The sequence below is a fragment of the Brachybacterium phenoliresistens genome, assembly GCF_039530785.1.
Lineage (GTDB): Bacteria > Actinomycetota > Actinomycetes > Actinomycetales > Dermabacteraceae > Brachybacterium > Brachybacterium phenoliresistens.
In genome coordinates this window covers 84,376-108,257 of the sequence record NZ_BAAAOW010000002.1, presented here as the reverse complement: position 1 = coordinate 108,257, position 23,882 = coordinate 84,376, and the positions used below count along the sequence as shown (strand labels likewise).

The window sequence follows — 23,882 nt, the reverse complement described above, 5'->3', positions numbered from 1 at the left end:
CGGCCCTCCGCCGGGGTCACACCAGCTGCAGCAGGGCGTTCTCGATCAGCTCCGGCATCGCGGGATGGATCCAGTACTGGGTGGCGGCGATGTCGCGGGGGCGCTGCCCCGTGCTCATCGCCTGCGTGATCAGCTGGATGAGGCTCGTCGCCTCGGGGCCGATGATGTGCGCGCCCAGGAACAGCTCGCTGTCCGCGTCCACGATGATCTTCGCGAAGCCCGTGGTGTCCTCCATCGCCCAGCCGTAGGCGATCGAGGCGTACTCCTGCACGGCCACGCGCACCGTGCGGCCGGAGGCGCGGGCCTCCTTCTCGGTCATGCCGACGGCTGCGACCTGCGGGCTGGAGAACACGCCGTAGGCGACGGGCATCTCGTCCGAGCGGCGCAGCGCCTCGGGATGGCGCAGGTTGTGGCGCACGATGCGCAGCTCGTGGTTGGCCACATGCTTGAGCTGGTGGGGGCTGGAGACGTCCCCGAGCGCCCAGGCGCCGGGCAGCACCTCGCCGCCGGCGAGCACCCGCTGGTACGCATCGACCTCGATGCGGCCGTCCCCGCTCACGTCGATGCCGGCGGCCGCCGCGTCCACCAGGTCGGCGTTGGGGGTGCGGCCCGTGGCGACGAGCAGCTCCTCGGCGCGGATCGTCGCGGCGGCGCCGCCGCGCTCCCCGTGCAGGCGCACGCCGTCGTCGTCGCGCTCGACGCGGGTGGCATGGAACCCGGTGACCACGTGCATCCTCGCGGAGAGCACCTCGGTCAGGCGGGCGGAGACGTCGTCGTCGGCCCGGCGCAGCAGCCGGTCGCCGCGGGCGATGATCGTGACCTCGACGCCGAAGGAGGCGAGCACGTGCGCGAGCTCGGCGGCGATGACGCCGGAGCCGAGGATCGCGATCGAGGCCGGCAGCTCGTCGATCCGCATGATGGTGTCCGAGGTCAGCGGCCGGGCCTCGGCCAGCCCGGCGATCGGCGGCATGGCGGGACGGGACCCGGCGCCGATCACCACGGTGCCGGCGCTGATCTCCTCGGTGCCGCCGTCGGCGAGCTCGACCCGCAGGTGGTGCAGGCCCTCGGACGCCGGTCGGGTGAAGCGGGCGGTGCCGCGCAGCAGGGTGAGGTTCGCGTTGTCCTCGTGGTGGGCGCGGTAGTCCTCGCCTCCGGCGCTGATCGGGTCGATGCGCCCGAAGATGCGGTCGCGCACGTCCCGCCAGCGGACGGCGTCGAGGGTCTCGTCCACGCCGAAGCGGCTGGAGCGGGCGGGGGCGGAGGCCAGGTTCGCGGTGTGCACGAACATCTTGGTGGGGATGCACCCGAGGTTCAGGCAGGTCCCCCCGAACCGGTGCTCGGGGCCGACGCCGCGGTCGATCTGGACGATCGTGGTCTCGGAGAGGTCCGGACCGGGCAGCGAGTTCGCGGAGCCGGATCCGATCAGGGCGATGTCGTAGTGGGTCACCGCCCCAGGCTAGTCGGGCAGAAGTCCGCGCGGTCGGTCACATCGACGGGCATCGGCACGTCATGATGGTGACCGGGGGCCGTGCGCAGGGCCGGGCCCGACGTTTCCGTGCAGGAGGACCGATGTCCGATCCGTCGACCGATACCCGTCCGATCTCCGCCGACGCCCACGACATGATCCGTGTGGAGGGCGCGCGGGAGAACAACCTGCGGGAGGTGAGCGTCGCGATCCCCAAGCGCCGGCTCACGGTGTTCACCGGTGTGTCCGGCTCCGGGAAGAGCTCCCTCGTGTTCGGGACCATCGCGGCGGAGTCGCGACGCCTGATCGACGAGACCTACTCGACCTTCGTGCAGGGCTTCATGCCCTCGCTCCCCCGGCCCGACGTGGACCGGCTCGAGGGGATCACGACCGCGATCCTCGTGGACCAGGAGCGGCTGGGCGCGAACGTGCGCTCGACCGTCGGCACGGTGACCGATGCCAACGCGATGCTGCGCCACCTTTTCAGCCGGATCGGCGACCCCTACGTCGGCCCGCCGACGGCCTTCGCCTTCAACGTGCCCACCTCGATCGCGTCCGGTGTCATGAGCACCCGGCGGGCCGGCGGCGAGGTCGAGAAGAAGAAGGTCCGGGAGCAGGTCTACCTCGGCGGGATGTGCCCGGAGTGCGAAGGGCGCGGCACCGTCTCCGACCTGGACCTGTCCGTGATCGTGGACGAGTCGAAGTCCCTGAACGAGGGCGCGATCCTTGTGCCCGGCTACAAGGCCGACGGCTGGATGGTCCGCGGCTTCTCCGAGTCCGGCATGCTCGACGGCGACAAGCCGATCCGCGACTACACCGAGACCGAGCGCCACGACTTCCTGCACCGCGAGAAGGGGAAGATCAAGGCGCTGGGGATGAACATGACCTACCAGGGCCTGATCCCCAAGCTGCGCGAGTCGATGTTCTCCAAGGACCCCGCCTCCCTGCAGCCGCACGTGCGCCGCTTCGTGGAGTCCGCCGCCGTGTTCACGGCCTGCCCGGCCTGCGAGGGGACCCGCCTCACGGAGGCGGCGCGGTCCTCCCTCATCCGCGGCGCGAGCATCGCGGACGTGTGCCGCATGCAGATCACCGACGCCGCCGAGTGGGCCCGCGGCATCGAGGACCCCTCCGTCGCCCCGCTGGTGCGCAGTCTGCTGCACCTGTTCGACAAGTTCGTGGAAATCGGCCTGGGCTACCTCTCCCTGGAGCGCCCCTCGGGGACCCTCTCGGGAGGCGAGTCGCAGCGCGCGAAGATGATCCGCCACCTGGGCTCCGCCCTGACCGACGTCACCTATGTGTTCGACGAGCCGACCATCGGCCTGCACCCCCACGACATCCAGCGCATGAACCGCCTGCTGCTGGAGCTACGGGACAAGGGCAACACCGTGCTGGTGGTCGAGCACAAGCCGGAGACCATCGCGATCGCCGACCACGTCGTCGACCTGGGCCCGCGGGCCGGTTCCGAGGGCGGCACCGTCTGCTACGAGGGCAGCTTCGACGGGCTGCGCTCGAGCGACACCCTCACCGGGCGCCACCTCGAGGACCGGGTCCGGCCCAAGGACGAGGTCCGCACCGCCCGCGGAGCCCTCGAGATCCGCGGGGCCCACCAGAACAACCTCCAGGACGTGGACGTCGATGTGCCCACGGGCGTGCTGACCGTCGTCACGGGCGTCGCCGGCTCCGGAAAGAGCTCCCTGATCCACGGGCATCTCGCGGGCCGCGAGGACGTGGTCGTCGTCGACCAGAGCGCGATCACCGGGTCCCGCCGCTCCAATCCCGCGACCTACACCGGGATCCTCGAGCCGATCCGCAAGGCCTTCGCCAAGAAGAACGACGTCGCCCCGGGGCTGTTCAGCGCCAACTCCACGGGCGCCTGCCCCACCTGCAAGGGCAACGGCCGCATCTTCACCGAGCTCGGCTTCATGGAGACGGTCGAGACCCCCTGCGAAGACTGCGGCGGGCTGCGGTTCATGGCCGAGGTCCTCGAGTACCGCCTGGGCGGCCTGAACATCGCCGAGGTGCTGGACCTGTCGGTCAGCACGGCCACGGAGGTCTTCGGCTCCGGGGAGGCGAGGATCCCGGCCGTGAAGAAGGTCCTCGGCCATCTCGAGGACGTGGGCCTGGGATACCTGCGCCTGGGCCAGCCGCTGAACACCCTCTCCGGCGGCGAGCGCCAGCGGCTCAAGCTCGCCATCCGGATGGGCGAGAAGGGCGCGGTGCTGGTCCTGGACGAGCCCACCACCGGCCTGCACCTGGCCGATGTCCGCCAGCTCCTGGGCCTGTTGGACCGCCTGGTCGACGGGGGCCGGACGGTGATCGTCATCGAGCACCACCAGGCGGTGATGGCCCACGCCGACTGGATCATCGACCTGGGGCCGGGCGCCGGTCAGGACGGCGGCCGCGTGATCTTCGAGGGCACGCCGGCGCAGATCATCGCCCAGCGCGCGGGGCTGACCGGGGAGCACCTCGCCCGGTACGTCGGGGACTGAGCCCTCACTGCAGGCCGCGGCGCAGCAGCGCCTCCAGCGCCGCGACGGCGTCCGGATCGCCGGTCACGTCGACCGACTCCGCGCCGCCGGCCAGCGCCTCGAGGGCGAGGCCGCGCCCCCAGGTCCACAGGTACAGCGCCACGGGGCTCCCGGTCGCCTCGGCGCGGGGCAGCTCGCGCAGCGCGGTGCCGGGGGCGAGGTCCTGGTCGGGGGCTCGGCGGGCGACGACGATGTCCTCCTCGTCCTCCCCGGTCGCCGCGGCGCGGCTGAGCTCGACGAAGGTCTCGGGGCCGCCCTGCGGTCGCAGCACCAGCAGGGCGACGGGGACGACGGTGCGCTGCATGGACGTCCACTGGTGGTCCGCCTCCCACATCACGTCCGCGCAGTGGGCGATCCCGTCCACGGCGATCTCCTCGCCGGGCTCCGTCACCGCCTGCCCGCAGGTCAGCTCGGCATCGACGCGGTGCATCGTCGCCTCGTGGAGCTGCATGCGCCGGGTGAAGCCGAGCGTCTGGTCCGAGGACAGCCAGCTCCACGCCGGCTCCTCGTCCGCGCGCGTCCCGAGCTGGGCGAGCAGGGCCGCGGTCGCCTCGGCGCGGGCGGCGGCCAGGGCCTCGGGGTCCTTCGGCGGCGGCTCGAGCGAGCTCTCGAGCGCTTCGATCTGAGCATCGGTGGAGGCGCGGGATGCGAGCACCTCCGCCCAGAAGCCGTGGACCTGCGTCACGTGGGCCAGCAGCTCCGCCGCGTCCCAGCCGGGGCAGGTCGGGACGGCGGCGGCGGGGTCGGCACGGACGAGGAGGTCGGCGAGGCGCTGCGACTCCTGGCCGATGAGCGTGGTGGCATCCATCCCCCGAGGATTCCACCGCGTGATCCAGCACACAAGGGAATACGCGCCGACGGGATCGAACCGCCCCCTGCGCCACCGATCGACCGCGACCACGGAGGCGGCCCCCCGGGTGCGCCCGCCCGGCCAGCCGTGCGCGACGGCCTCGCGCCCCCAGGTGCCGGGCGGAGGAAACGAGAGCGACGCCTAGCGGTCTCGCGCATTCCGATTCGGGACCATCGGCCACACCACGAGCACAGCGCAGGCCAGCGGTCCAGCAAGGAGAGTCGCCAGGAACCAGCGCCAGCCCGAACGTCCGCGCGACTGAGCCAGGCCACCCGAGAGAATCGCGATACTGACCCAGACCAGCAGGAACAACCCCACAAAGCCGTCGCCGTTCATTCTTCTCCTTCGACATGACAGCTGGGAGACAGAGAACGCGCCGGTGGATGTCGTGAGCACAGCCTCGGCGTGAGTACTGCCACCGGATATTTCCGCTCCGAGCACCGTGGACGCCTCATCCGCCTGCAGTGTAGCGATCCTGCCTTTCGGCGCGGTCGAGTGTTCGTGCTCGTCGAGGGAGCGGTCATCGCGAGCAGCGGCGCCGGTACGCTGAGGGCAGCGCCCCCTTGGGCGCGGCGGCCGGGACGACCCGGCCGGGCACGGCATGCAGGGACGACCCTGCGGAACAGGACCCCACGGTCATGCCCGCTCCCGCCGCCGCGCTGCGCCCCCTCCTCACCCCGGCCGTCCTCCTCCGCCTCGTGCTGGGCTGGGGAGCCGTCGCCGCCCTGTCCTCCCCCGCCCTCGCCGCTCTGTCCTCCCTGCCCGCCTCGGCCCTCGCCGCTCTGCTCGCCGGGATCATCGCCGTGATCGTGCTGTGCGCCTTCGGCGTCGTCCAGCAGGCGGAGCACCTGGCCCACCGGCTCGGCGACCCCTACGGCTCCCTCGTGCTGACGCTGTCCATCGTGCTCATCGAGGTGGTGCTCATCGTCGCGGTGATGCTGGGACCGGGCGAGCACGCCACCATCGCCCGGGACTCCGTCACGGCCGTGGCGATGATCATCATGAACCTGGTGATCGGCCTCTGCCTGGTGGCGGGCGGCATCCGCCACGGCGCTCTGGCGCATCGCCGCGCCGGGACCTCCGCCTATCTCGCGATGATCCTCGTGCTGGGCGCCCTGGGGCTCGCCGCCCCCACGGTCCTGGGCACCGCCGGGTCCCTCGGAACCGGCCAGGGGATCGCCGTCCTCGTCCTCACCGCCGGGGCCTACGCCGTCTTCCTGGCCCGGCAGATGGGCCCGCAGGCCGGAGACTTCCGGGAGGCGACCGGGTCCGGTTCCGCCGCCTCCGCCCCGGGGCCCGACCCCGGGGCCGGGAGCGGCGTCGGCGCGGTGCTGCGCGAGCATCGCGGCGAGGTCCTGGGCCGCCTGGCCCTGCTGGTGGCCGCCGTGCTGCCCATCGTCCTGCTCTCCCATGACATGGCGGCGATGCTCGAGGACGGTCTGACCCGGCTGGGGGCTCGCCCGGCGCTGGCCGGGCTGGTCATCGCGATGATCGTGTTCCTGCCCGAGTCGATCACCGCCGTCCGGGCGGCGCTGGCCGGGCAGATGCAGCGGGCGGTGAACCTGTGCCACGGCGCGCTGGTCTCGACGGTCGGCCTGACCGTCCCGGCGGTCCTCGGGATCGGGATGCTCACCGGGCAGCGGGTCGTGCTCGGCGAGAGCGCGGCGAACCTGATGCTGCTGGGCATCACGCTCATGCTGAGCGCGATCACCTTCTCCTCGCGGACGGTCGGCGCGATCCACGGCACGGCCCACCTGGCCGTGTTCGCCCTGTACGTGCTGGCGCTGACCACGGGCTGACCCGCGACGGTCCGCCGGAGCACCGCCGCGCCGGTCCGCGCGCCCCGGGAGGGGAGCACGGACCGGCGCGGCGGCGGAAGGGTCGGGCCGGGAGGGCCAGACCGGGAGGGTCGGACCGGGAGGGTCAGACCGCGAGGGTCAGGCCGGGACGCGCTCGGCGGAGTCCTCGCGGGCCTCGGCGCGCGCCGCCTCCTGCTCCTCCTGGATGGCCGAGAAGGAGGTGCGGCGCGTCGCGTCGTAGCGCGCGCGATCCAGGATCTTCTCGCGCTTCGCGACGATGACCGGCACCAGCGACTGCCCCGTGACGTTCAGAGCGGTGCGGCCCATGTCCAGGATCGGGTCGATCGCCAGCAGCAGGCCCACGCCCTCCAGCGGCAGGCCCAGGGTGGACAGGGTCAGGGTGAGCATGACGGTCGCGCCGGTCATGCCGGCGGTCGCCGCGGAGCCGAGCACCGAGACCAGCACGATCAGCAGGTAGTCGGTGATCCCCAGTTGCACGCCGTAGAAGTTCGCCACGAAGATCGCGGCGAGCGCCGGGTAGATCGCGGCGCAGCCGTCCATCTTGGTGGTCGCGCCCAGCGGCACGGCGAAGGAGGCGTAGTGGCGCGGCACGCCCATGCGCTCGGTGACGGTCTGCGTCATCGGCATGGTCCCCAGGGAGCTGCGCGAGACGAACCCCAGGGAGGTCGCCGGCCACACGCCGCGGAAGAAGGAGCCGATGCTCAGGCCGTTGGCCTTCAGCAGGACCGGGTAGACCACGAGCAGCACCAGCAGCATGCCGATGTAGACATCGGCCACGAACACGCCGAGCTGCCCGATGGCGTCCCAGCCGTAGCTGGCCACGGCGTTGCCCAGCAGGCCGACGGTGCCGATCGGCGCGAGGCGGATGACCCACCACAGCAGCTTCTGCACGATCTCCAGCGCGGAGGAGGTGAAGCGCAGGAACGGCTCGGCCTTCTCGCCGATGGACAGCACGGCGATGCCGACGGCGATGGAGATGACGAGGATCTGCAGGGCGTTGAAGCTCAGGGAGACGGAGCCGTCATCGCCCGCGCTCCCGGTGATCCCGAGGAAGTTCGCGGGCACGAGGCCGGTGAGGAAGTCGAGCCAGCCGCCCTGGGTCGAGGATGCCTGGGCCGCGGAGGCGTCCACGCCGGTGCGGTGCCCGGGCCCGGTCACGGCGCCCAGGCCGATGCCGATGACCACCGCGATCAGGGAGGTGATCGCGAACCACAGCAGCGTCTTCCAGGCCAGGCGCGCCGCATTGGTGACCTGGCGCAGGTTGGCGATGGAGGTGACGATCGCGAGGAAGATCAGCGGCGGCACGAGCGCCTTCAGCAGCGTCACGAAGGTTCCGCCGATGGTCTGCAGCGTGGTGGTCAGCCAGTTGGGGCCGTCGCCGCCGTCCTCGCCGGCGCCCGGGACGGGGCCGATGCTCGCGGCGACGAGGCCCAGGGCCACGCCGAGCGCGAGCCCGATGAGGACCTGCCATCCGAAGGGGATGCGCGCGAGGGCGCGCAGGGGGTTGCGGGAGGGCGCCGGAGCGGCCGGCGCGGACGAGGAGGTGTTCACGGGCCGCGACGCTACTCCGGGGTCACGATCTCTTTCAACAGTTTGGCCTGTGGGTCACATAAGCCCAGCTTCGCGCGCCGCGCGGATGGCCAGCGCGGGGACCCCGCAGAGCCCGGGGCCATGCCCCGCGCCGCTCGGGCAAATCCTGAGGACGTGATCCTTCCGATGGCCCGCGGGAGCTCCTGCGGCCCACGCGGCCGCGTCGGTGCCGATAGGCTGAGGCGCGCTCCGGCGCGAGGACTCCGGTCCGGGCGAGACCAAGGGATTCGATCGGCGCGCGCAGCGGCCGATCGGGCGTGCTCAGGTCTCGCACCCGGGCCGAGGACGTCCGCGGAAGCGGACGGACATCTCTGGACCACGGCGGGCCGAGGCGATCGGCCCGCCGTGTCCGCGTCCGGCGCGCGCGCTCCCCGCCGGGCCGCTCCCGGGCCGCGCCGCTCACGGGTAGGCGACGAAGTCCAGCTCCTCGAAGCGGGCGACCTCGCTCTGCCACCGCTCGGCGACGAATCCCCGATGGTCCGGGTGCGCGTCGTACGCCGCGTAGGCCTCCTCATCGGCGAAGCTCATCGCGAACTGGAACCGGACGTCGCTCTTGGGGCTGACCTGGCGCGAGACGGTGAAGTCCGTGACGCCCGGGATCGCGCGCAGCAGCTCCGGCCCGCGGGTGAGGAAGTCCTGCTCCTCCGGGGATCCCGGGGCGTGGACGAGGGTGAAGGCGACGGTGTGACGGATCATGCCCGCACCGTATCGGGGTGCGCCGGAGCGGACGGGATCGGACCGGCCGCCGGACCGGCGGGGCCCGCGCACTATCCTGGCCATCCCGACCCGGAGGTCCCGATGAGCAGCCTGCACGCCCTTCTGTCCCGCCACGTCGCACAGGGCACCATGCCCGGGGTCGTCGCGTCCTACGGCACGGACCTCGACCCCCTCGTCCTCGGCGCCACGGGCCCCGACGGCCCCGCCCTCACCGCGGACGCGATCTTCCGGATCCAGTCGATGACCAAGGCGATCACCGCCGTCGCGACCCTGCGGCTGGTCCAGGAGGGCGTGCTCGACCTCGACGAGCCGGTCGCCTCCTGGCTGCCGCAGCTGGCCGCGCCGCGGGTGCTCCGTGCGCCCGACGCCCCGCTCGAGGACACCGAGCCGCTGCGTCGCCCGATCACCGTCCGGCACCTGCTGACCTGCACCTCCGGCGTGGGGATGATGACCACCGACTCCCCGCTGAAGCGCGCGATGATCTCCGCGCAGGTCGAGGCCGGCGCCGAGCCGGTGGCCCTCGACGCCGGCGCATGGCTGGACGCCCTGGCCTCCCTGCCGCTCGCCTTCCAGCCCGGGGAGGGCTGGCGCTACCACCACTCCTTCGGCCTGCTCGGGATCCTGCTGGGACGCGCGGGCGGAGGGAGCACCGCCCAGGTCCTGCGGCGGACGGTCCTCTCCCCCGCCGGCATGGTCGACACCGGCTTCAGCGTCCCGCCCGAGCAGGTGCATCGGCTGCTGCCGGCGTGGCGCCGCACCCCCGCGGGCTTCGAGCAGACGGAGCCGGCGGCGGCCGGGTTCTCCGCGGCACCGGCCCCCTTCGACGTGAGCCACAGCGAGCTCGTCTCGACCCTCGCGGACGTCCACGCCTTCCTGCGCGCCCTGCTCGACGGCCGCCTGATCGACCCCGATCTCCTCGCGGAGATGCGCCGCGACCAGATCGATGCGGGCATCAAGCGCGAGGACAGCTTCTTCCCCGGCTTCTGGGAGTCCGGCGGATGGGGCTTCGGGGTCGGCGTCACCACGGCCGGCCCCCACCGCGGGCGCTTCGGCTGGTCCGGCGGCCTGGGCACGGACTTCTTCGTCGACCCCGACGGCACCTGCTGCCTCCTCATGATGCAGGTCGAGATGGACGAGCCGGTCTTCGGCCTGCTCGGAGAGCTGCAGGAGGTCGACGCCCCCTGAGCTCTCCCATCCGCCGGGTCTAGCATCGCCGCGTGGACATCTCCGCCGCCCGCGAGGGCATCTCCCGCCTGGACGCCCTGGGGCCGCGGCTGACCGGGAGCCCGGCCCACGAGGCGCTGATCGACGACATCGTCGCGCGGCTGCGGGAGCTGGACCTGCCCGTGCACACGGACGAGCACCGCTTCACCCGCTGGGACCCGCCGAGCGCCTCCGACATCGTCCTCGAGATCGAGGCCGAGGCCGGTGCCGATGCCGGCGCCCCCGCCCGGACCGGTCCCGCACCCGCCCGACGGATCCCCGTCTCCGCGCCCCTGCACTACTCCGGCACCACGCCGGAAGGCGGCGTCCGCGGGCCGCTGCGCCATCTGGGAGGCCTGCTGCCGCGCTGGTCACGGGCCCGAGACGGGATAGCGGTGCTCGAGGTCGACAACCGTTCCTGGCCGATGGGCGAGGTCGTCCACGTCTGGGAGGGCTCCGAGCCGTGGCCCCGCGCCGAGCATCCGCTGCTGCCGGCGACCCTGCATGCCCTCGGCCTGGGCGCGGCCCGCCGCGCCGGGGTGCGCGCCGTGGTCCTCGCCTGGCGCGGCATCCGCGCCTCCGGCGCTCGGGACCAGGTCCTCCCGTTCACCCTCCCGTACCAGGACCTGCCGGCGGTCTTCGTCGCCGGAGCGGCCGCCGATGCCGTCGTCTCCGCAGCGCGCGAGCGCCGCCGCGCGCATCTGTCGCTGCCCGCCGCCCTGCACCCGGACACCCCCACCCGCACCGTGTGGTCGGCGGTCGAGGGCTCCGAGCGTCCGCAGGAGACGATCCTGCTGGTCACCCACACCGACGGCCCCAACAGCGTGGAGGAGAACGGGCATCTGGCCCTGCTGGAGATCGCCGCATCCCTGCAGCGAACCCGACCCCGGCGCACCGTGGTGCTCGTCTTCACGACCGGCCACCTGCGCATCCCCGCCCTCACCGAGCACGGCCAGGCGACCACCCGGTGGCTGGCCGACCATCCCCGCTGGTGGAGGGGCGGGCACGGCAATCGCCGGGCCGTGGCCGGGCTCGCGATCGAGCATCTGGGAGCCCGATCGATGCGGGAGGACGGGGACGAGCTCTCCCCCACGGGGGCATCGGAGCCCGAGCTCCTGTATGCGACCACCCCGCAGCTGGCGGCGCTCGCCCGCAGGACCTGGCAGGGCGCGACGGACCGCCCCGTGCGCATCTCCCGCCCCGGGGCCCTGATCCACTTCGGCGAGGGCGAGCCGCTGTTCGAGGAGCGCATCCCCGCCGTCAGCCTCGTCACCGCGCCCCCGTACCTGCTCTCCGCGCGGGTCGAGGACTGCGTCGACCACGAGCTCCTGCTCCGGCAGGTCGCCAGCAGCGAGCGCCTGCTGCGGGCGCTGGATGCCCTGGACGTCGCGGAGATCGGCGAGGTCGACCGGCCCGGAGCGCCCGCGAAGGCCGTCAGCGCGCTGCGGGTGGTGGCGGGAACCCTGGGGCGCTGACCGCCCGCGGCCCCGGCGGCCGCGGACCGCCACCGACCGGCCCCGCGGGAACGTGAGCTGGAGCACGCCGCGGTGGACACACGTTGCTGCTGAGATAAGGCAACCCTAATCTGTTTTCGTGAGCACTGACACGCAGAATTCGCAGGCCCCGGCGGCCATGGCGCCCCTGAGCGTGGCGACGCGACCGGGCGCCGCTGCCGCCGGACCGGATGCTGTCGCCGGACCGGCCGCGCCGCTGCTGCGCGCGGAGTCCGTGACCCTCTCCTACGACGGCGTCCCCGCGGTGCACGAGGTGAGCACGCATCTCCACCCGGGCCGGATCACCGTGCTCATGGGCCCCAATGGCTCCGGGAAGTCCACGCTGCTGCGCGCCCTGGCCGGGCTGCACCCGACGCAGAGCGGGCACCTGGCCCTGGGCGATCGTCCGCTGGCGGCCCATCGGCCCCGGGAGCTGGCCCAGCGCCTGGCGCTGCTGGCCCAGCAGCGGCCGGTCCCCTCCGGATTCACCGTCCGCGACGTCGTCGAGTTCGGGCGGCATCCGCACCGCTCCCGCCTCACCGGCCACGACCCCGCCGGCCGCGAGGTCGTCGAGTCCGCGCTCGAGGCCACCACCCTCACGGATCTCGCCGACCGGACCGTGGAGACCCTCTCCGGCGGGCAGCTGCAGCGGGTCTGGCTGGCCTCGTGCCTGGCGCAGGACCCGGAGGTGATGCTGCTGGACGAGCCCACCAACCACCTGGACCTGCGCCATCAGGTCGAGCTGCTGCGCCTGGTGCGCCGGCTCGCCCGGGAGCGCGGCCTCGCCGTCGGCCTGGTCCTGCACGATCTGCAGCACGCCGCGGCGCTCGCCGACGAGGTGATCCTCCTGGAGGAGGGCCGCGTCGTCGCGGCGGGCCCGCCGGCCGCGGTGATGACCTCCGCGCGCCTCACCCGGACCTACCAGGTCCCGGTGCAGGCCGTGACGGACCCCCGCTCCGGCACCGTGCGCATCGAGACCCTCACGCTGCTCGACGAGGTCGAGGACCTGCCCGCCCTGTCGCTCTGACCGTCCGCCCCGGGCCGCCCGCGGCCCCGGCGATCACCGCGCGCCGCGATCCCGCGCACCGCGCATCCCACCCCCTCCCGGAGGAACACCATGACCGCTCCCCGCTTCTCCCGCCGCCTCGCCCTGTCCGGCGCGGGCCTCGGCCTCGCCGGCCTGGGCCTGGCCGCCTGCGGCACCACCGACCCGGCGACCGACGCCACCACCGGCCCCGCCTCCGGCTCGGGGGCGGACCAGGCCTCCGGCGACGCCGCCACCGTCACGGTGACCAGCGGCGACGGCATCGAGGTCGAGGTGCCGGCGAACCCCACCGGCGTCGCGGGCCTGGAGTGGAGCGTCCTGGAGGACATCATCGCCGTCGGCGGCCCGCTCACGGGCGCCACCGACATCGAGGGCTACGCCGCCTGGGGCACGAGCACGGCCCCGATCCCCGCCGGCGTCACGGAGCTCGGCACCCGCCGCGAGCCCAGCATCGAGACCATCGCGACCCTGGCCCCCGACGTCATCATCGGCACCGACAGCTCGATCCCCGAGACGGCGCTCGACCAGGTGCAGCAGATCGCGCCCGTGCTCACGATCCAGGCCCCCGTCGGCGACCGGCCGATCGAGATCATGCAGGAGAACCACCGCACCGTCGGCCTCGCCGTCGGCCGTCCCGACCAGGCCGAGGAGAACCTCCAGGCCTACGAGGCGCGCCTGGCCGAGGCGAAGGAGCAGCTCGCCGGCGTCACCGGCAGCTTCGTGTTCGTCAACGCCTCCGAGAACGCCGGCCAGATCCTCTTCCGCATGCACGGCACCCGCTCCCTCGCCGGGGCGGTGGCCGACGCCGCGGGCCTGACCAACGGCTTCACCGACCCCGGCGACGACGCCTGGGGCCTGGGCAGCTGGGACCTCGAGGCGATGGTCGCGAACCTCCCCGACGACGCCACCATCCTCAGCTGGACCGACCCGGCCGATGACCAGGTCGCCGCCTCCCTCACCGGCCAGAGCGCCTGGGAGTCGATCCCCGCCGTCGCCGAGGGCCGCCTGCACAACATCACCCAGATGTGGCCCTACGGCGGCCCCATCGCGATGATCCGCTGGCTCGACCTGCTCGTCGAGACGCTGGCATGACCCTCGCCCCGCAGCACGCCGCGACCCGGCCGGCGGGCGGGACCGGAGCCGCGACGGCGCCCGGCCCCGCCCGCCGCGCGCGGCGCTGGGGCGCCTACGGACTGCTGATGCTGGGGCTCGTCGCCGCCCTGGCCGTGCTGGGGGTGCTGAACATCGCCCAGGGCACCTCCGGCATGACCCCCGGGGAGGTGATCAGCGCCCTCCTCGGACGCGGCGACGAGCAGACGCGGGCCCTCGTGCTCACCACCCGGGTGCCGCGGCTGCTGGCCGGGGCCGCGCTCGGCGCCGCCCTGGGCCTGTCCGGCGCGGCGCTGCAGACCCTCACCCGCAATCCGCTGGCCTCCCCGGACACCCTCGCCGTCAACGCGGGCGCCTTCTTCGCGCTCACCCTCGCCGCGGTGCTCGGGATCGGCATCGGCGGGATCACCGGATCCCTGCTCGCCTTCGCCGGAGGGCTCGCCGCGGCCGGGGCCACCATGCTCCTGACCCGCGGCGGATCCGATCCGGTGCGCCTCGTGCTGGGCGGCAGCGTGCTGGCCATGGCCATCGGGTCGCTCACCTCGATGCTGATCCTGCTGAACACCGAGTCCACCGAAGGGCTGTACAGCTGGGGCTCGGGCTCCCTCGCGCAGATCAGCTCGGCCCCGCTGCTGCAGGCCTCGCCGCTGCTGGTGATCGGGGCCGCGGGCCTGTTCGCCCTGTCGCGGCGGCTGGACGTCCTGGCCCTGGGCGAGGACACCGCCCGCTCGCTCGGCGTGCCGGTGGCGCGGGTTCGCGTGCTCACCGTGTGCTGCGCGGTGGCCCTCGCGGCGGGCGCCGTGTCCGTGGTGGGGCCGCTCGGCTTCGTCGGCCTCGCCGCCCCCGCGGTGGTGCGGCTGCTGGGCGTGAAGGTCCAGGCCCTGCGCCGCAGCGCCGCCCTCATGGCCGCGGCCGCCCTGGCCGGGGCCGTCGTCTCCCTCGGCGCGGACGTCGCCCTGCGCTCGGTGCTCGGCGCGCTCGGCGCGCTCGACGTCCCCACCGGCGTCGCGACCAGCCTGCTGGGTGCCGCGGTGATGATCGTGATCGCCTTCCTCCTGGGCGACCGCCGGGGCGCGGGCCATGGCCGGGCCTCGACCCTCTCCTCCGCCGCCGGCCTGCGCGCCCGGCTCGCCTGGTGGCGCCACCCCTACACGATCGTCGCGGCGCTCGCCCTGCTGATGGGGGCGCTGGTCGCCGGGCTGCTGCTGGGGGATGCGACGGTGCTCCTGGGCGACGTGGCCAACTGGCTGCGCGGCGCCGCGAGCGTCCGTCTGGAGATCGTGCTGTCCACCCGATGGCCGCGGGTGGCGGTGGCGGCGGTCGCCGGCGCCTCCCTCGCCCTGTCCGGGGCGCTGGTCCAGGCGGTCACCCGCAACCCGCTCGCGGACCCCGGCCTGCTCGGCGTCAGCGCGGGAGCCGGCACCGGGGCGATCGTCTCCCTGCTCGTGCTGCCGGGCGTCGGGTTCTCCGGCATCATCGCCGGCGCGCTGATCGGCGGGGGGATCGCCGCGGCCCTCACCCTGGGCCTGGGGCTGACCGGCGGGCGGGACGACACCACCCGCCTGGTCCTGGTCGGGCTCGGGGTCGGCACCGCCGCCCTGGCCCTCACCACCATGATCGTGGCCGGCACCGACCCCTACAACCAGGCGAAGGCCCTGACCTGGCTGGCCGGCTCCACCTACGGCGCGACGCCGGTCCACGCCCTCGTCGGCGCGGCCGTGCTGGTGGCGGCGTTCGCGCTCGCCCAGCACCTGGCGCGCAGCCTCGACCTCGCCCAGCTCGACGAGACCACCCCGGTGGTGCTCGGGGTGCGGATGGGCGGCCTGCGCTGGACGATCCTGGGGGTCTCGGTGATCCTTGCCGCCTCCGCCACCGCGATCGTCGGGGTGATCGCCTTCGTGGGCCTCGTCGCCCCGCACGCCGCCCGGATGCTCACCGGCCCCCGGCACCGGTTCCTGCTGCTGCTCACCGTCCTGCTCGGCGCGACGCTGGTGGTGGTCGCCGATGTGCTGGGCCGCTCCCTCATCGCACCCGGGCAGCTGCCCGCCGGGACGACGACCGCCGTCCTCGGGGCGCCGTACTTCCTGTACCTGCTCGCCCGCACCGGTCGTCTCCGCCGCGGCTGACGGCACCCGCCGCCGGGCTCGCGGTCATCGACCCGGCGGAGCTGCTGAGCCGCTGAGCCGCGGATCCGCCGGTCAGCGGCGCCCGCGCCGCAGGTCCCCGGGCTCCGGGTCATGGCCCGGCTCCAGCAGCACGCCGCCGGTGCCCTCCGCCGCGAGCTCGTCCTCCGGGTTGTACAGGGCGCAGGCCTTCAGACTCAGGCACCCGCAGCCGATGCACCCGTCCAGCCGGTCCCGCAGCCGTTCGAGACGGTCGATCTGCTCATCCAGCCGCGGCCGCCACGCTCGGCTGAGCCGGTGCCAGTCCCGCTTCGTCGGGGTGCGGCCCTCGGGGAGGGAGGCGAGCGCCTCCCCGATCTCCTCGAGGCTGAGCCCGACGTTCTGGGCCGCGCGGATGAAGGCGACCCGGCGCAGGGTGGCCTGCTCGTAGCGGCGCTGGTTTCCGCTGGTGCGGTGGGAGCCGATGAGGCCGCGCTCCTCGTAGTAGCGCAGCGCCGAGGTCGCCACGCCCGCGCGCTCGGCGAGCTGGCCGATGGTCAGGTCGTGCACGGTGGTCATCGCGGGTCCTCCCCCGGGTCGTCCCGCGCCGCCCGCCCGCCGTGGTGCGGGCGTGACGTCATGCGGTCTTGACTTCATGCGAGCTTGAGGTTCCAGGGTAGAGGGCATGACATCTCCCCAGATCCTCGGCGCGCCGCCGGTCACCCGCGAGCGCATCACGGCCCTCATGTCCCGCCTCACCGGCGACGAGAAGCACACCGTCGCCGCGACCTCCACCCTCGACGTCCTCCAGGTGCTCTACGGGAGGATCCTGCGCATCTCCCCCGCCGCCGTCGAGGATCCCGACCGCGACCGCTTCTACCTCAGCAAGGGCCATGGACCGATGGCCTTCTTCGCCGTCCTCGCCGCCCACGGCTTCTTCCCCGAGGAGCTGCTGGACACCTTCACCGACTTCGACTCGCCGCTGGGCCTGCACCCCGACCGCCTGCTCGTCGCCGGTGTCGAGATCTCCAGCGGCTCCCTGGGCCACGGGCTGCCCCTCGCCGTCGGCGCGGCGCACGCCCTGCGCATCCGCCGGAGCCCCGCGCGGGTGATCGTGCTGGTGGGCGACGCGGAGCTCGACGAGGGCTCGTGCACGGAGGCGATCGAGTACGCCGGCGGCATCGGCCTGGACGCCCTCACCCTCGTGGTGGTGGACAACGCCTCGTCCTCCTACGCCGTGCGGGGGCGCATCGAGCAGCGCCTGCGCGCGCACGGATGGGACGCCCTGCGCGTCGACGGCCGCGACCACGCCCGGCTCGAGGAGGCGCTGTCGCGCCGCGTCCCCGGCAGGCCGAACGCCGTCATCGCCCAGGTCGAGGACAAGGCGGAGGCCGCCCGATGAGCACCACCGCCACCGCCCCCGCCGCCCTCTCCCCGCGGGCCCGCTTCGGCCGCACCGCCACCGACCTGCTCGCGGAGCGGGAGGACCTCGCCGTGGTGATCGCCGAGATCTCCGCCCAGCACCTCGAGGACGCCGCCCGGGCGCACCCCGAGCGGGTCATCAACGTCGGGATCCGCGAGCAGCTGCTGGTGGGCACCGGCGCCGGGCTCGCCCTGAACGGCATCCGGCCCCTCATCCACACCTTCGCCCCGTTCCTCGTCGAGCGGGCCTTCGAGCAGATCACCCTCGATCTCGCCCACCAGGGCGTCGGCGGGGTGCTGGTCGGCTCCGGCGGGTCCTTCGACATGTCCGGCGAGGGACGCACGCACCAGGGCCCGGCCGATGTCGCGCTCGCCGCGACGGTGCCCGGCATGGTGATCCACGCCCCCGCGACCTCCGACGAGGTCGAGGCGACCCTCCGCGCCGCCGCGGCCGACACCGGCCTGCACTACGTGCGCGTCTCCGACCGGGCGCAGCGCACGCAGATCCCGGCCGACGGCGCGATGCACGTCCTGCGCACGGGCAGCGCCGAGCGGGGCAGCGCCCGGCGGCCGCCGCTCACGCTGATCGCCCTGGGCACGGTGCGCGACGCGGCCCTCGAGGCAGCCCGCGCGCTGGATGCGACCCTGCTGTCCTCGACCACGGCGCTGCCGCTGGACGGCGCCGCCCTGCGCGCGCACGCCGGGGCCGAGGTCGTCGTCATCGAGCCATGGCTCGCGGGAACCTCCCTGGCCGCGGTCGCCGCCGAGCTCGACGATGCGCCGCGCCGCTTCCTGGGCATCGGCACCTCCCGCACGGAGCTGCGCCGCTACGGGACGCCCGCCCAGCACGAGGTCGCGCACGGCCTCGATGCCGCAGGGCTGGTGCGGCGCATCCGGGAATGGTCTCGCCCGACCGATTCCCCGCACCGCTGACGCGCGCGGCGAGCGCACGCTCCCCCTCCCCCTGCAGAGTTCTCCACATTCTCGGAGGAAAGGCACGAAACGCTCGACCTGCAGCCGTGCCCGCGATAGAATGGAGCACATCAGGGGAGGCGGTCACAGATTCCGTGCAGCATCGACGATGCATCGATGCCGCGCATATCTGCACGGAGTTTCTGACGTTTTCGCCTCCCTCGTTCTTCAGCATTGTTCTGGGCCGCTGCTCCCGACGCAGGGTCCGCGATCCGCAGGAGGTGACCGTGCCGTCGCCAGCAGTCCCCGACCCCGAGGGCGGCACCGCTCCTGCCCAGCAGGCACTCCCTCTGGGCGGGGCGGTCCCGGCGGATCCCGTCTCCCCGCGCGTCCTCGCGCTCCAGCAGAGGACGGCCCGGCGCGCCCAGGAGCACGCGGATCTCCAGCGGGACCTCCTGCGCTTCCACATCGCGCCTTCCGGGCGGCCCGCGCGGGAGGTCCGGGACGAACAGGCCGCCGCGGATCTCGCCTGCGCCGCGGCGCTGCGCTGCGACGTCCGCCGAGCCCGGGCGCTCATCGCGGGGGCGGTGACCGCCACGCAGCTGCCCGGGGTGTTCGCGCTGCTCGACGCGGCCGCCATCCCGGCGCCCTGGTTCGACCGGGTCCTTCGGCACGCCGCGTCGCTGGATCCGCGCCGGCTCGGCGAGCTCGACCGGGCCCTCGCCGCCCTGCCCCTGCGGGACATGTCCTACGGCGCCTTCCGGCGCCGGCTGCGGCTGCTGGTCACCCGGCTGACGGAGGAGGATCGCCCCCGGTCCTCGCGCCGCACGGGCCGCGTCGCCTGGCGCGAGCCGGATCTCGTCGACGGCACCATGACGCTCGAGGTCACCGGCCCGCTGGACCGCATGACGGAGTTCGGCGCACGGATCAACGCCGCGGCCCGGGCCGTGCAGGACCAGCAGCGCCGCGCCCTGCGCGACGGCGAGGCGCAGATCCCCTTCGACGTGGAGGACGAGGTCCAGGAGACGGGCATACCCCTCAGCCTGGGCGAGCTGCGCTACGAGATCCTCACCCGCTCCGTCCTGGACACCGGCACCGCTCCCGTCCCGGCGACGGAATGCCGGATCAACCTCACCGTCCCTGCTCTGACGCTCATGGGCCGGTCGAACGAGCCTGGCCTCCTCGACGGGGACACCCCGATCCCGGCGACCATGGCCCGGGGGCTCGCGGCACGCAGCACCGACTGGCACCGTGTGCTGGTGGACCCGGCGACCGGCGCCTACCTCCCCGGGGCATCGCAGCGCTACCGGCCCACCCCGGAGATGATCGAGCAGGTGCGGATGACCACGCCCGTCTGCGCCGCCCCGGGGTGCCTGCGTCCGTCGCGGGGACGCAGCGAGGTCGACCATATCGAAGAATTCGATCACGACGATCCCAGGCGCGGCGGGCCCACGGATCCCGAGAATCTCCATTCCCTGTGCGTCGCCCATCATCGGATCAAGACCGACGAGCACATCGATCCCGTGAGAATCTCCGAGAACACCACCCGATGGCGGCTCGGCCGTGATCTCACCGTCGACATCCTCGACAACACCGACCTCGTGACGCCGACGCTCCTTCCCGAATATCGCGACCTCATCGCGACGTTCATCCGACGCCCCGCAGCGCCCCGCCCCGCCCGGCTCGGGAACCCGGCGGAAGAGCCCGAGGGCGATCCCCCGCCCTACTGAGCCGACGCGCAGGACCGGCACCACCCCGCGCGCTGCGTCGCCGAGGCCGCGTCGCCGTGACCGAATCGTGACCCGGCGTCCCGGGCGCTGACCGCACTGTGAGAAGACCCTGCCGTGCGCCGCAGGCTCGGGGTATGCCCAGCCCGAGCACGAGCTCCCTCCCCGGGACGCCGACGCACTGCCCCTACTGCGCCCTGCAGTGCGCGCAGACCCTCACGCCGCGCGACGCGGAGGCCGGTGCCGCCTCCGCGCGAGCAGGGCAGGGCGAGCAGCCGCCGCTCGTGGTCGAGGGGCGCGACTTCCCCACCAACCGGGGAGGCCTGTGCCGCAAGGGATGGACATCGGCCGAGGTCCTCACCGCCCCGGACCGTCTGCTCATGCCGCAGCTGCGCACCCCGGACGGCGGCTTCCGCGAGGCCGGCTGGGACGAGGCGCTCGACCTCGTCGCCGCCGGGATCCGCACCGCGCAGCAGCGGGACGGCGCCGATGCCGTGGCCGTCTTCGGCGGCGGCGGCCTCACCAACGAGAAGGCGTATGCGCTGGGCAAGTTTACGCGCGTGGTCCTCGGCTCGCGCCTGATCGACTACAACGGCCGCTTCTGCATGTCCGCCGCGGCGACCGCCTCGAACCGCTCCCTGGGCCTGGACCGGGGGCTCGGATTCCCGCTGGCGGACCTCGGCGGCGCCGACGCCGTGCTGCTGCTGGGCTCGAACGTCGCCGCCACCATGCCGCCGTTCGTGCAGCATCTCGAGGGCGTGCGCTCCCGTGGCGGGCTGATGGTGCTGGATCCCCGGGAGTCCGCGACGGCGAAGCTCACCGTCGACGGCGCCGGACTCCATCTCTCCCCCGTCCCCGGGACCGACCTCGTGGTCCTGCTGGCCCTGATCCACGTCGTCCTCGCCGAGGGCCTGCTGGACGCCGACTACGTGGCCGAGCGCACCACGGGCCTGCCCGAGCTGCGCACCGCGACCGCGGCCTGGTGGCCCGAGCGGGCCGAGGCGGTCTGCGGGATCGGCGCCGAACGGATCCGCGAGACCGCCCGGCGGCTCGCGCAGGCCTCCCCCTCCCGCGGCGGCCGCGGCGCCTACATCCTCACCGGCCGCGGCGTGGAGCAGTCCACCCAGGGCACCGCCACCGTCACCGCCGCGATCGACCTGGCGCTGCTGCTGGGGCTCATCGGCCGCGAGGGCTCCGGCTACGGGCCGATCACCGGCCAGGGCAACGGCCAGGGCGGTCGCGAGCACGGCCTCAAGGCCGACCAGCTCCCCGGCTACCGGCTGATCTCCGACCCGGCCGCCCGCGCCCATGTCGCCGGCGTGTGGGGCGTGGACCCCGACTCCCTGCCGGGCCCGGGCGTTCCCGCCGTGCAGCTGCTGGACATGCTGGGCCGGCCCGGCGGCCCCTCGACCCTGCTAGTCGCCGGCGCGAACGTGGTGGTCTCCGCCCCGAACGCCGGCGCCGTCCGCGAACGCCTGGCGTCGCTGGACCTGCTGGTCGTGCTGGACACCGTGCCCTCGGAGACGGCCCTGTGCGCCGACGTGATCCTCCCCGTCGTCCAATGGGCGGAGGAGGAGGGCACCATGACCAACCTCGAGGGCCGCGTGATCCGGCGCCGGCAGGCCCGGCCCGCCCCCGGGCAGGCCCGCAGCGAGCTGTGGATCCTCCGCGAGCTCGCCGCCCGCCTCGGCGACGCCTCCGGCTTCCCCACCGATCCCGCGGCCGTCTTCGACGAGCTGGCCCGCGCCTCCGCCGGCGGCCGCGCCGACTACTCCGGCATCAGCCATGCGCGCCTGGACGCCGAGGGGTCGATCCAGTGGCCCTGCCCCGGCCCGGAGCATCCCGGCACGCCGCGGGTGTTCCTCGACGGCTTCCCTACGCCCGACGGCCGCGCCCGGCTGATCCCCGTGGAGCATCGGGCGCCCGATGACGACGTGCGCGAGCAGGCCCCGCTGCACCTGATCACCGGGCGGCTGCTGGAGCAGTACCAGTCCGGCGCCCAGACCCGCCGCGTCCCCTCGCTGCTCGCGGCCCGCCCCGGCTCCTTCGTGGAGATGCACCCGCTGCTGGCGGACCGCCTCGGCGTCGAGGACGGCGAGGTGGTGCTGCTGCGCACCCGCCGCGGAGAGACCCGCGCCCCCGCCCGGATCAGCGAGGACATCCGCCCCGACACCGTGTTCATGCCCTTCCACTACGCCGGCGAGGGCAGCGCGAACCTCCTGACCAATGACGCCACGGACCCGCTCTCCGGCATGCCCGAGTTCAAGATGACGGCGGTCGAGGTGCTGCCCGTCCGTTCCCTCGAGAGGAGCCCCGCATGAGGATCGTCGTGATCGGCCACGGCATGGTCGGTTCCCGCTTCGCCGCGGATCTGGCCCGGGAGGACCCCTCCGCCGAGATCACCGTGCTCGGCCACGAGGACCACGACCCGTACAACCGGGTGCAGCTGTCCTCGGTGGTCGCCGGCAAGGCCGATGCCTCCTCCCTCGCCCTCGAGCAGGCCGACTCCCCGCAGGTGCGGGTGCTGCGCGGCGTGCGCGCCGTGGCCATCGACCGGGAGCGGCGCGAGGTGGCCGACGCCCGCGGGGACCGGCACCCCTACGACCGGCTGGTGCTCGCCACCGGCTCGGCCGCGCGGATCCCCGACATCCCCGGCGTGCGCATCGACCCCGATCCCGCGTACGACGGGCTGATCTCCGGGGTGAGCCCGCTGAAGGACCTGGACGACGCCCGCCGCATCATCGAAGCCGCCGGGCCCGGGCGCCGCGCCGTCGTCCTCGGAGCGGGCGTGCTGGGGCTTGAGGTGGCGACCGGGCTGGCGGCCCGCGGCATGCGCGTCACCCTGGTCCATCATCGCGAACGGCTCATGGAGCGCCAGCTGGACCCCGACGCCTCCGACATCACCCGCGGCGCCCTGGAGCGGCTGGGCATCGTCGTGGCGACCGGGGTGGACGCCACGGGCATCACGGCCCGCGACAGCCGCCTGACCGGGGTGAGGCTGTCCGACGGCAGCATGCATCCGGCGGAGCTGTTGGTCCTGTGCACCGGGACGGTCCCCGCCGTCGCCCTCGCCGCCGCGGCCGGCCTGGACTGCGAGCACGGGATCGTCGTCGGCGAGGACCAGGCCACCCCGAAGGATCCCGCGATCTTCGCGATCGGCGACTGCGCCCAGCCGCCGGAGGGCGCCAGCGGCCTCGTCGCCCAGGGCTGGGACCAGGCCCGCCGGCTCGTCCAGGCCTGGTCGCTGGCGCTCGCGACCGGCGCCGCCCCCGTGCCCGCCGGGCCCCGGGGCGGGGACCTGGTGCGGGTCAAGGCGGTGGGCCTCGCGCTGGTGACGATGGGCCGCATCGACCGCGCCGGGCCCTCGGGCCATGCCCCGCGCTCGGTGCGCCTCAGCGATCCGGCCGGGGGCCGCTTCACCGAGGTCGTCGTCCAGGACGGGCGCCTGGTCGCCGCGACCGTGATCGGCGACGACGAGGCGGCCGCCTCCCTCAGCGCCGCCTTCACCCGGGCCACCCCGGTGCCGCGGGACCCGGTGCACCTGCTGGCCCGCCCCCTGGCCGTGCAGGGCGCGGCCGGGGCCGCCCGGCCCGTCACCGAGATGGACGACGAGGAGATCGTCTGCCAGTGCAACGGCGTCTCCAAGGGCACCATCTGCCAGGCCGTCCACGCCGGCAGCACGAACGCGGGCGCCGTCTCGAAGGCGACCCGCGCCGGCACCGGCTGCGGGACCTGCCGGCTCCAGATCGAGGAGCTGTGCACGGCCACGAAGGCCGCCGCGGCGGCCGGGGCGGCGCCCGACGGTCCCTCCCGCGAGGCCGCCCCCGTCCAGCCGCCGCCGGCGATGGCCGCGGCGCGGGCCGAGGCGGCCGTCCCGGAGCCCGAGCTCGTCTGATCG

At 74.2% G+C, this 23,882-nt stretch carries 17 protein-coding genes; 12 read left to right on the top strand and 5 right to left on the bottom strand.

Annotated elements, in window-relative coordinates; genetic code table 11:
* Nucleotides 1-16: 16 nt before the first annotated feature.
* Nucleotides 17-1,447, bottom strand: a complete 1,431-nt coding sequence (locus tag ABD234_RS04820; protein WP_038372348.1) for a mycothione reductase — start codon at nt 1,445-1,447, stop codon at nt 17-19.
* Between the two features lie 122 nt (nt 1,448-1,569).
* Here ABD234_RS04820 and ABD234_RS04815 point away from each other — a divergent pair, with 122 nt between their 5' ends.
* Nucleotides 1,570-3,954, top strand: coding sequence for an ATP-binding cassette domain-containing protein (locus ABD234_RS04815; protein ID WP_344354367.1), 2,385 nt, complete (start codon nt 1,570-1,572; stop codon nt 3,952-3,954).
* A gap of 4 nt (nt 3,955-3,958) precedes the next feature.
* Here the strand turns inward: ABD234_RS04815 and ABD234_RS04810 are convergent, their stop codons facing one another.
* Complete coding sequence (locus ABD234_RS04810) at nt 3,959-4,801, bottom strand: maleylpyruvate isomerase N-terminal domain-containing protein (protein WP_344354366.1); 843 nt, start codon at nt 4,799-4,801, stop codon at nt 3,959-3,961.
* 680 nt (nt 4,802-5,481) lie between these two features.
* Between ABD234_RS04810 and ABD234_RS04805 the strand changes: the two genes are divergently transcribed.
* A complete protein-coding gene (locus tag ABD234_RS04805; RefSeq protein ID WP_344354365.1) occupies nt 5,482-6,642 on the top strand; it encodes a calcium:cation antiporter in 1,161 nt (386 codons plus the stop codon).
* A gap of 138 nt (nt 6,643-6,780) precedes the next feature.
* Here ABD234_RS04805 and ABD234_RS04800 read toward each other — a convergent pair whose 3' ends face one another.
* Nucleotides 6,781-8,214, bottom strand: coding sequence for a dicarboxylate/amino acid:cation symporter (locus ABD234_RS04800; RefSeq protein ID WP_344354363.1), 1,434 nt, complete (start codon nt 8,212-8,214; stop codon nt 6,781-6,783).
* 438 nt (nt 8,215-8,652) lie between these two features.
* Nucleotides 8,653-8,949 carry a Dabb family protein gene (locus tag ABD234_RS04795; protein WP_344354362.1) on the bottom strand — a complete coding sequence of 99 codons (297 nt, stop codon included), beginning with the start codon at nt 8,947-8,949 and terminating at the stop codon, nt 8,653-8,655.
* A 102-nt stretch (nt 8,950-9,051) separates the two neighbouring features.
* Here ABD234_RS04795 and ABD234_RS04790 point away from each other — a divergent pair, with 102 nt between their 5' ends.
* The 5 genes from ABD234_RS04790 to ABD234_RS04770 all read left to right on the top strand — a co-directional run bounded on the left by ABD234_RS04790 (nt 9,052) and on the right by ABD234_RS04770 (nt 15,947).
* The gene (locus tag ABD234_RS04790) at nt 9,052-10,155 is read left to right on the top strand and encodes a serine hydrolase domain-containing protein (protein WP_038372341.1); all 1,104 of its coding nucleotides are present in this window, start codon (nt 9,052-9,054) and stop codon (nt 10,153-10,155) included.
* 32 nt (nt 10,156-10,187) lie between these two features.
* Entirely contained in the window at nt 10,188-11,648 is a 1,461-nt protein-coding gene (locus ABD234_RS04785) for a hypothetical protein (RefSeq protein WP_344354360.1), read from the top strand.
* Between the two features lie 118 nt (nt 11,649-11,766).
* Nucleotides 11,767-12,693 (top strand): ABC transporter ATP-binding protein, encoded by a 927-nt coding sequence (locus ABD234_RS04780; RefSeq protein ID WP_344354358.1) that lies wholly within the window; start codon nt 11,767-11,769, stop codon nt 12,691-12,693.
* A gap of 90 nt (nt 12,694-12,783) precedes the next feature.
* Nucleotides 12,784-13,803, top strand: a complete 1,020-nt coding sequence (locus tag ABD234_RS04775) for an ABC transporter substrate-binding protein (protein ID WP_344354356.1) — start codon at nt 12,784-12,786, stop codon at nt 13,801-13,803.
* Nucleotides 13,800-15,947: an iron ABC transporter permease gene (locus tag ABD234_RS04770; RefSeq protein WP_344354355.1), complete on the top strand. Its 2,148-nt coding sequence runs from the start codon at nt 13,800-13,802 to the stop codon at nt 15,945-15,947. The genes ABD234_RS04775 and ABD234_RS04770 overlap by 4 nt, the downstream gene beginning before the upstream one ends.
* A 72-nt stretch (nt 15,948-16,019) precedes the next feature.
* Here ABD234_RS04770 and soxR read toward each other — a convergent pair whose 3' ends face one another.
* Complete coding sequence (gene soxR / locus ABD234_RS04765) at nt 16,020-16,502, bottom strand: redox-sensitive transcriptional activator SoxR (protein ID WP_198025402.1); 483 nt, start codon at nt 16,500-16,502, stop codon at nt 16,020-16,022.
* A 106-nt stretch (nt 16,503-16,608) separates the two neighbouring features.
* On the opposite strand from soxR, the gene ABD234_RS04760 reads away from it, so the two are divergent.
* The 5 genes from ABD234_RS04760 (at nt 16,609) to ABD234_RS04740 (ending at nt 23,879) form a co-directional block, all read left to right on the top strand.
* Nucleotides 16,609-17,325 (top strand): 1-deoxy-D-xylulose-5-phosphate synthase N-terminal domain-containing protein, encoded by a 717-nt coding sequence (locus ABD234_RS04760; protein WP_344354354.1) that lies wholly within the window; start codon nt 16,609-16,611, stop codon nt 17,323-17,325.
* Nucleotides 17,322-18,278, top strand: coding sequence for a transketolase family protein (locus tag ABD234_RS04755; protein WP_344354353.1), 957 nt, complete (start codon nt 17,322-17,324; stop codon nt 18,276-18,278). Before ABD234_RS04760 ends, ABD234_RS04755 begins: the two co-directional genes overlap by 4 nt.
* A gap of 266 nt (nt 18,279-18,544) precedes the next feature.
* Nucleotides 18,545-19,987: an HNH endonuclease signature motif containing protein gene (locus ABD234_RS04750; protein ID WP_344354351.1), complete on the top strand. Its 1,443-nt coding sequence runs from the start codon at nt 18,545-18,547 to the stop codon at nt 19,985-19,987.
* A gap of 134 nt (nt 19,988-20,121) precedes the next feature.
* On the top strand, nt 20,122-22,305 hold the full coding sequence (locus ABD234_RS04745; protein ID WP_344354349.1) for a molybdopterin oxidoreductase family protein: 2,184 nt from the start codon (nt 20,122-20,124) through the stop codon (nt 22,303-22,305).
* Nucleotides 22,302-23,879, top strand: coding sequence for an FAD-dependent oxidoreductase (locus ABD234_RS04740; RefSeq protein WP_344354347.1), 1,578 nt, complete (start codon nt 22,302-22,304; stop codon nt 23,877-23,879). The genes ABD234_RS04745 and ABD234_RS04740 overlap by 4 nt, the downstream gene beginning before the upstream one ends.
* Nucleotides 23,880-23,882: the final 3 nt, after the last annotated feature.

Bases quoted from the DNA above. Each gene is read 5' to 3' on its own strand.
- soxR (WP_198025402.1), bottom strand. From the start codon at position 16,502: ATGACCACCGTGCACGACCTGACCATCGGCCAGCTCGCCGAGCGCGCG.
- ABD234_RS04790 (WP_038372341.1), top strand. From the start codon at position 9,052: ATGAGCAGCCTGCACGCCCTTCTGTCCCGCCACGTCGCACAGGGCACC.
- ABD234_RS04760 (WP_344354354.1), top strand. From the start codon at position 16,609: ATGACATCTCCCCAGATCCTCGGCGCGCCGCCGGTCACCCGCGAGCGC.
- ABD234_RS04770 (WP_344354355.1), top strand. From the start codon at position 13,800: ATGACCCTCGCCCCGCAGCACGCCGCGACCCGGCCGGCGGGCGGGACC.
- ABD234_RS04815 (WP_344354367.1), top strand. From the start codon at position 1,570: ATGTCCGATCCGTCGACCGATACCCGTCCGATCTCCGCCGACGCCCAC.
- ABD234_RS04755 (WP_344354353.1), top strand. From the start codon at position 17,322: ATGAGCACCACCGCCACCGCCCCCGCCGCCCTCTCCCCGCGGGCCCGC.
- ABD234_RS04775 (WP_344354356.1), top strand. From the start codon at position 12,784: ATGACCGCTCCCCGCTTCTCCCGCCGCCTCGCCCTGTCCGGCGCGGGC.
- ABD234_RS04805 (WP_344354365.1), top strand. From the start codon at position 5,482: ATGCCCGCTCCCGCCGCCGCGCTGCGCCCCCTCCTCACCCCGGCCGTC.
- ABD234_RS04740 (WP_344354347.1), top strand. From the start codon at position 22,302: ATGAGGATCGTCGTGATCGGCCACGGCATGGTCGGTTCCCGCTTCGCC.
- ABD234_RS04810 (WP_344354366.1), bottom strand. From the start codon at position 4,801: ATGGATGCCACCACGCTCATCGGCCAGGAGTCGCAGCGCCTCGCCGAC.
- ABD234_RS04795 (WP_344354362.1), bottom strand. From the start codon at position 8,949: ATGATCCGTCACACCGTCGCCTTCACCCTCGTCCACGCCCCGGGATCC.
- ABD234_RS04745 (WP_344354349.1), top strand. From the start codon at position 20,122: ATGCCCAGCCCGAGCACGAGCTCCCTCCCCGGGACGCCGACGCACTGC.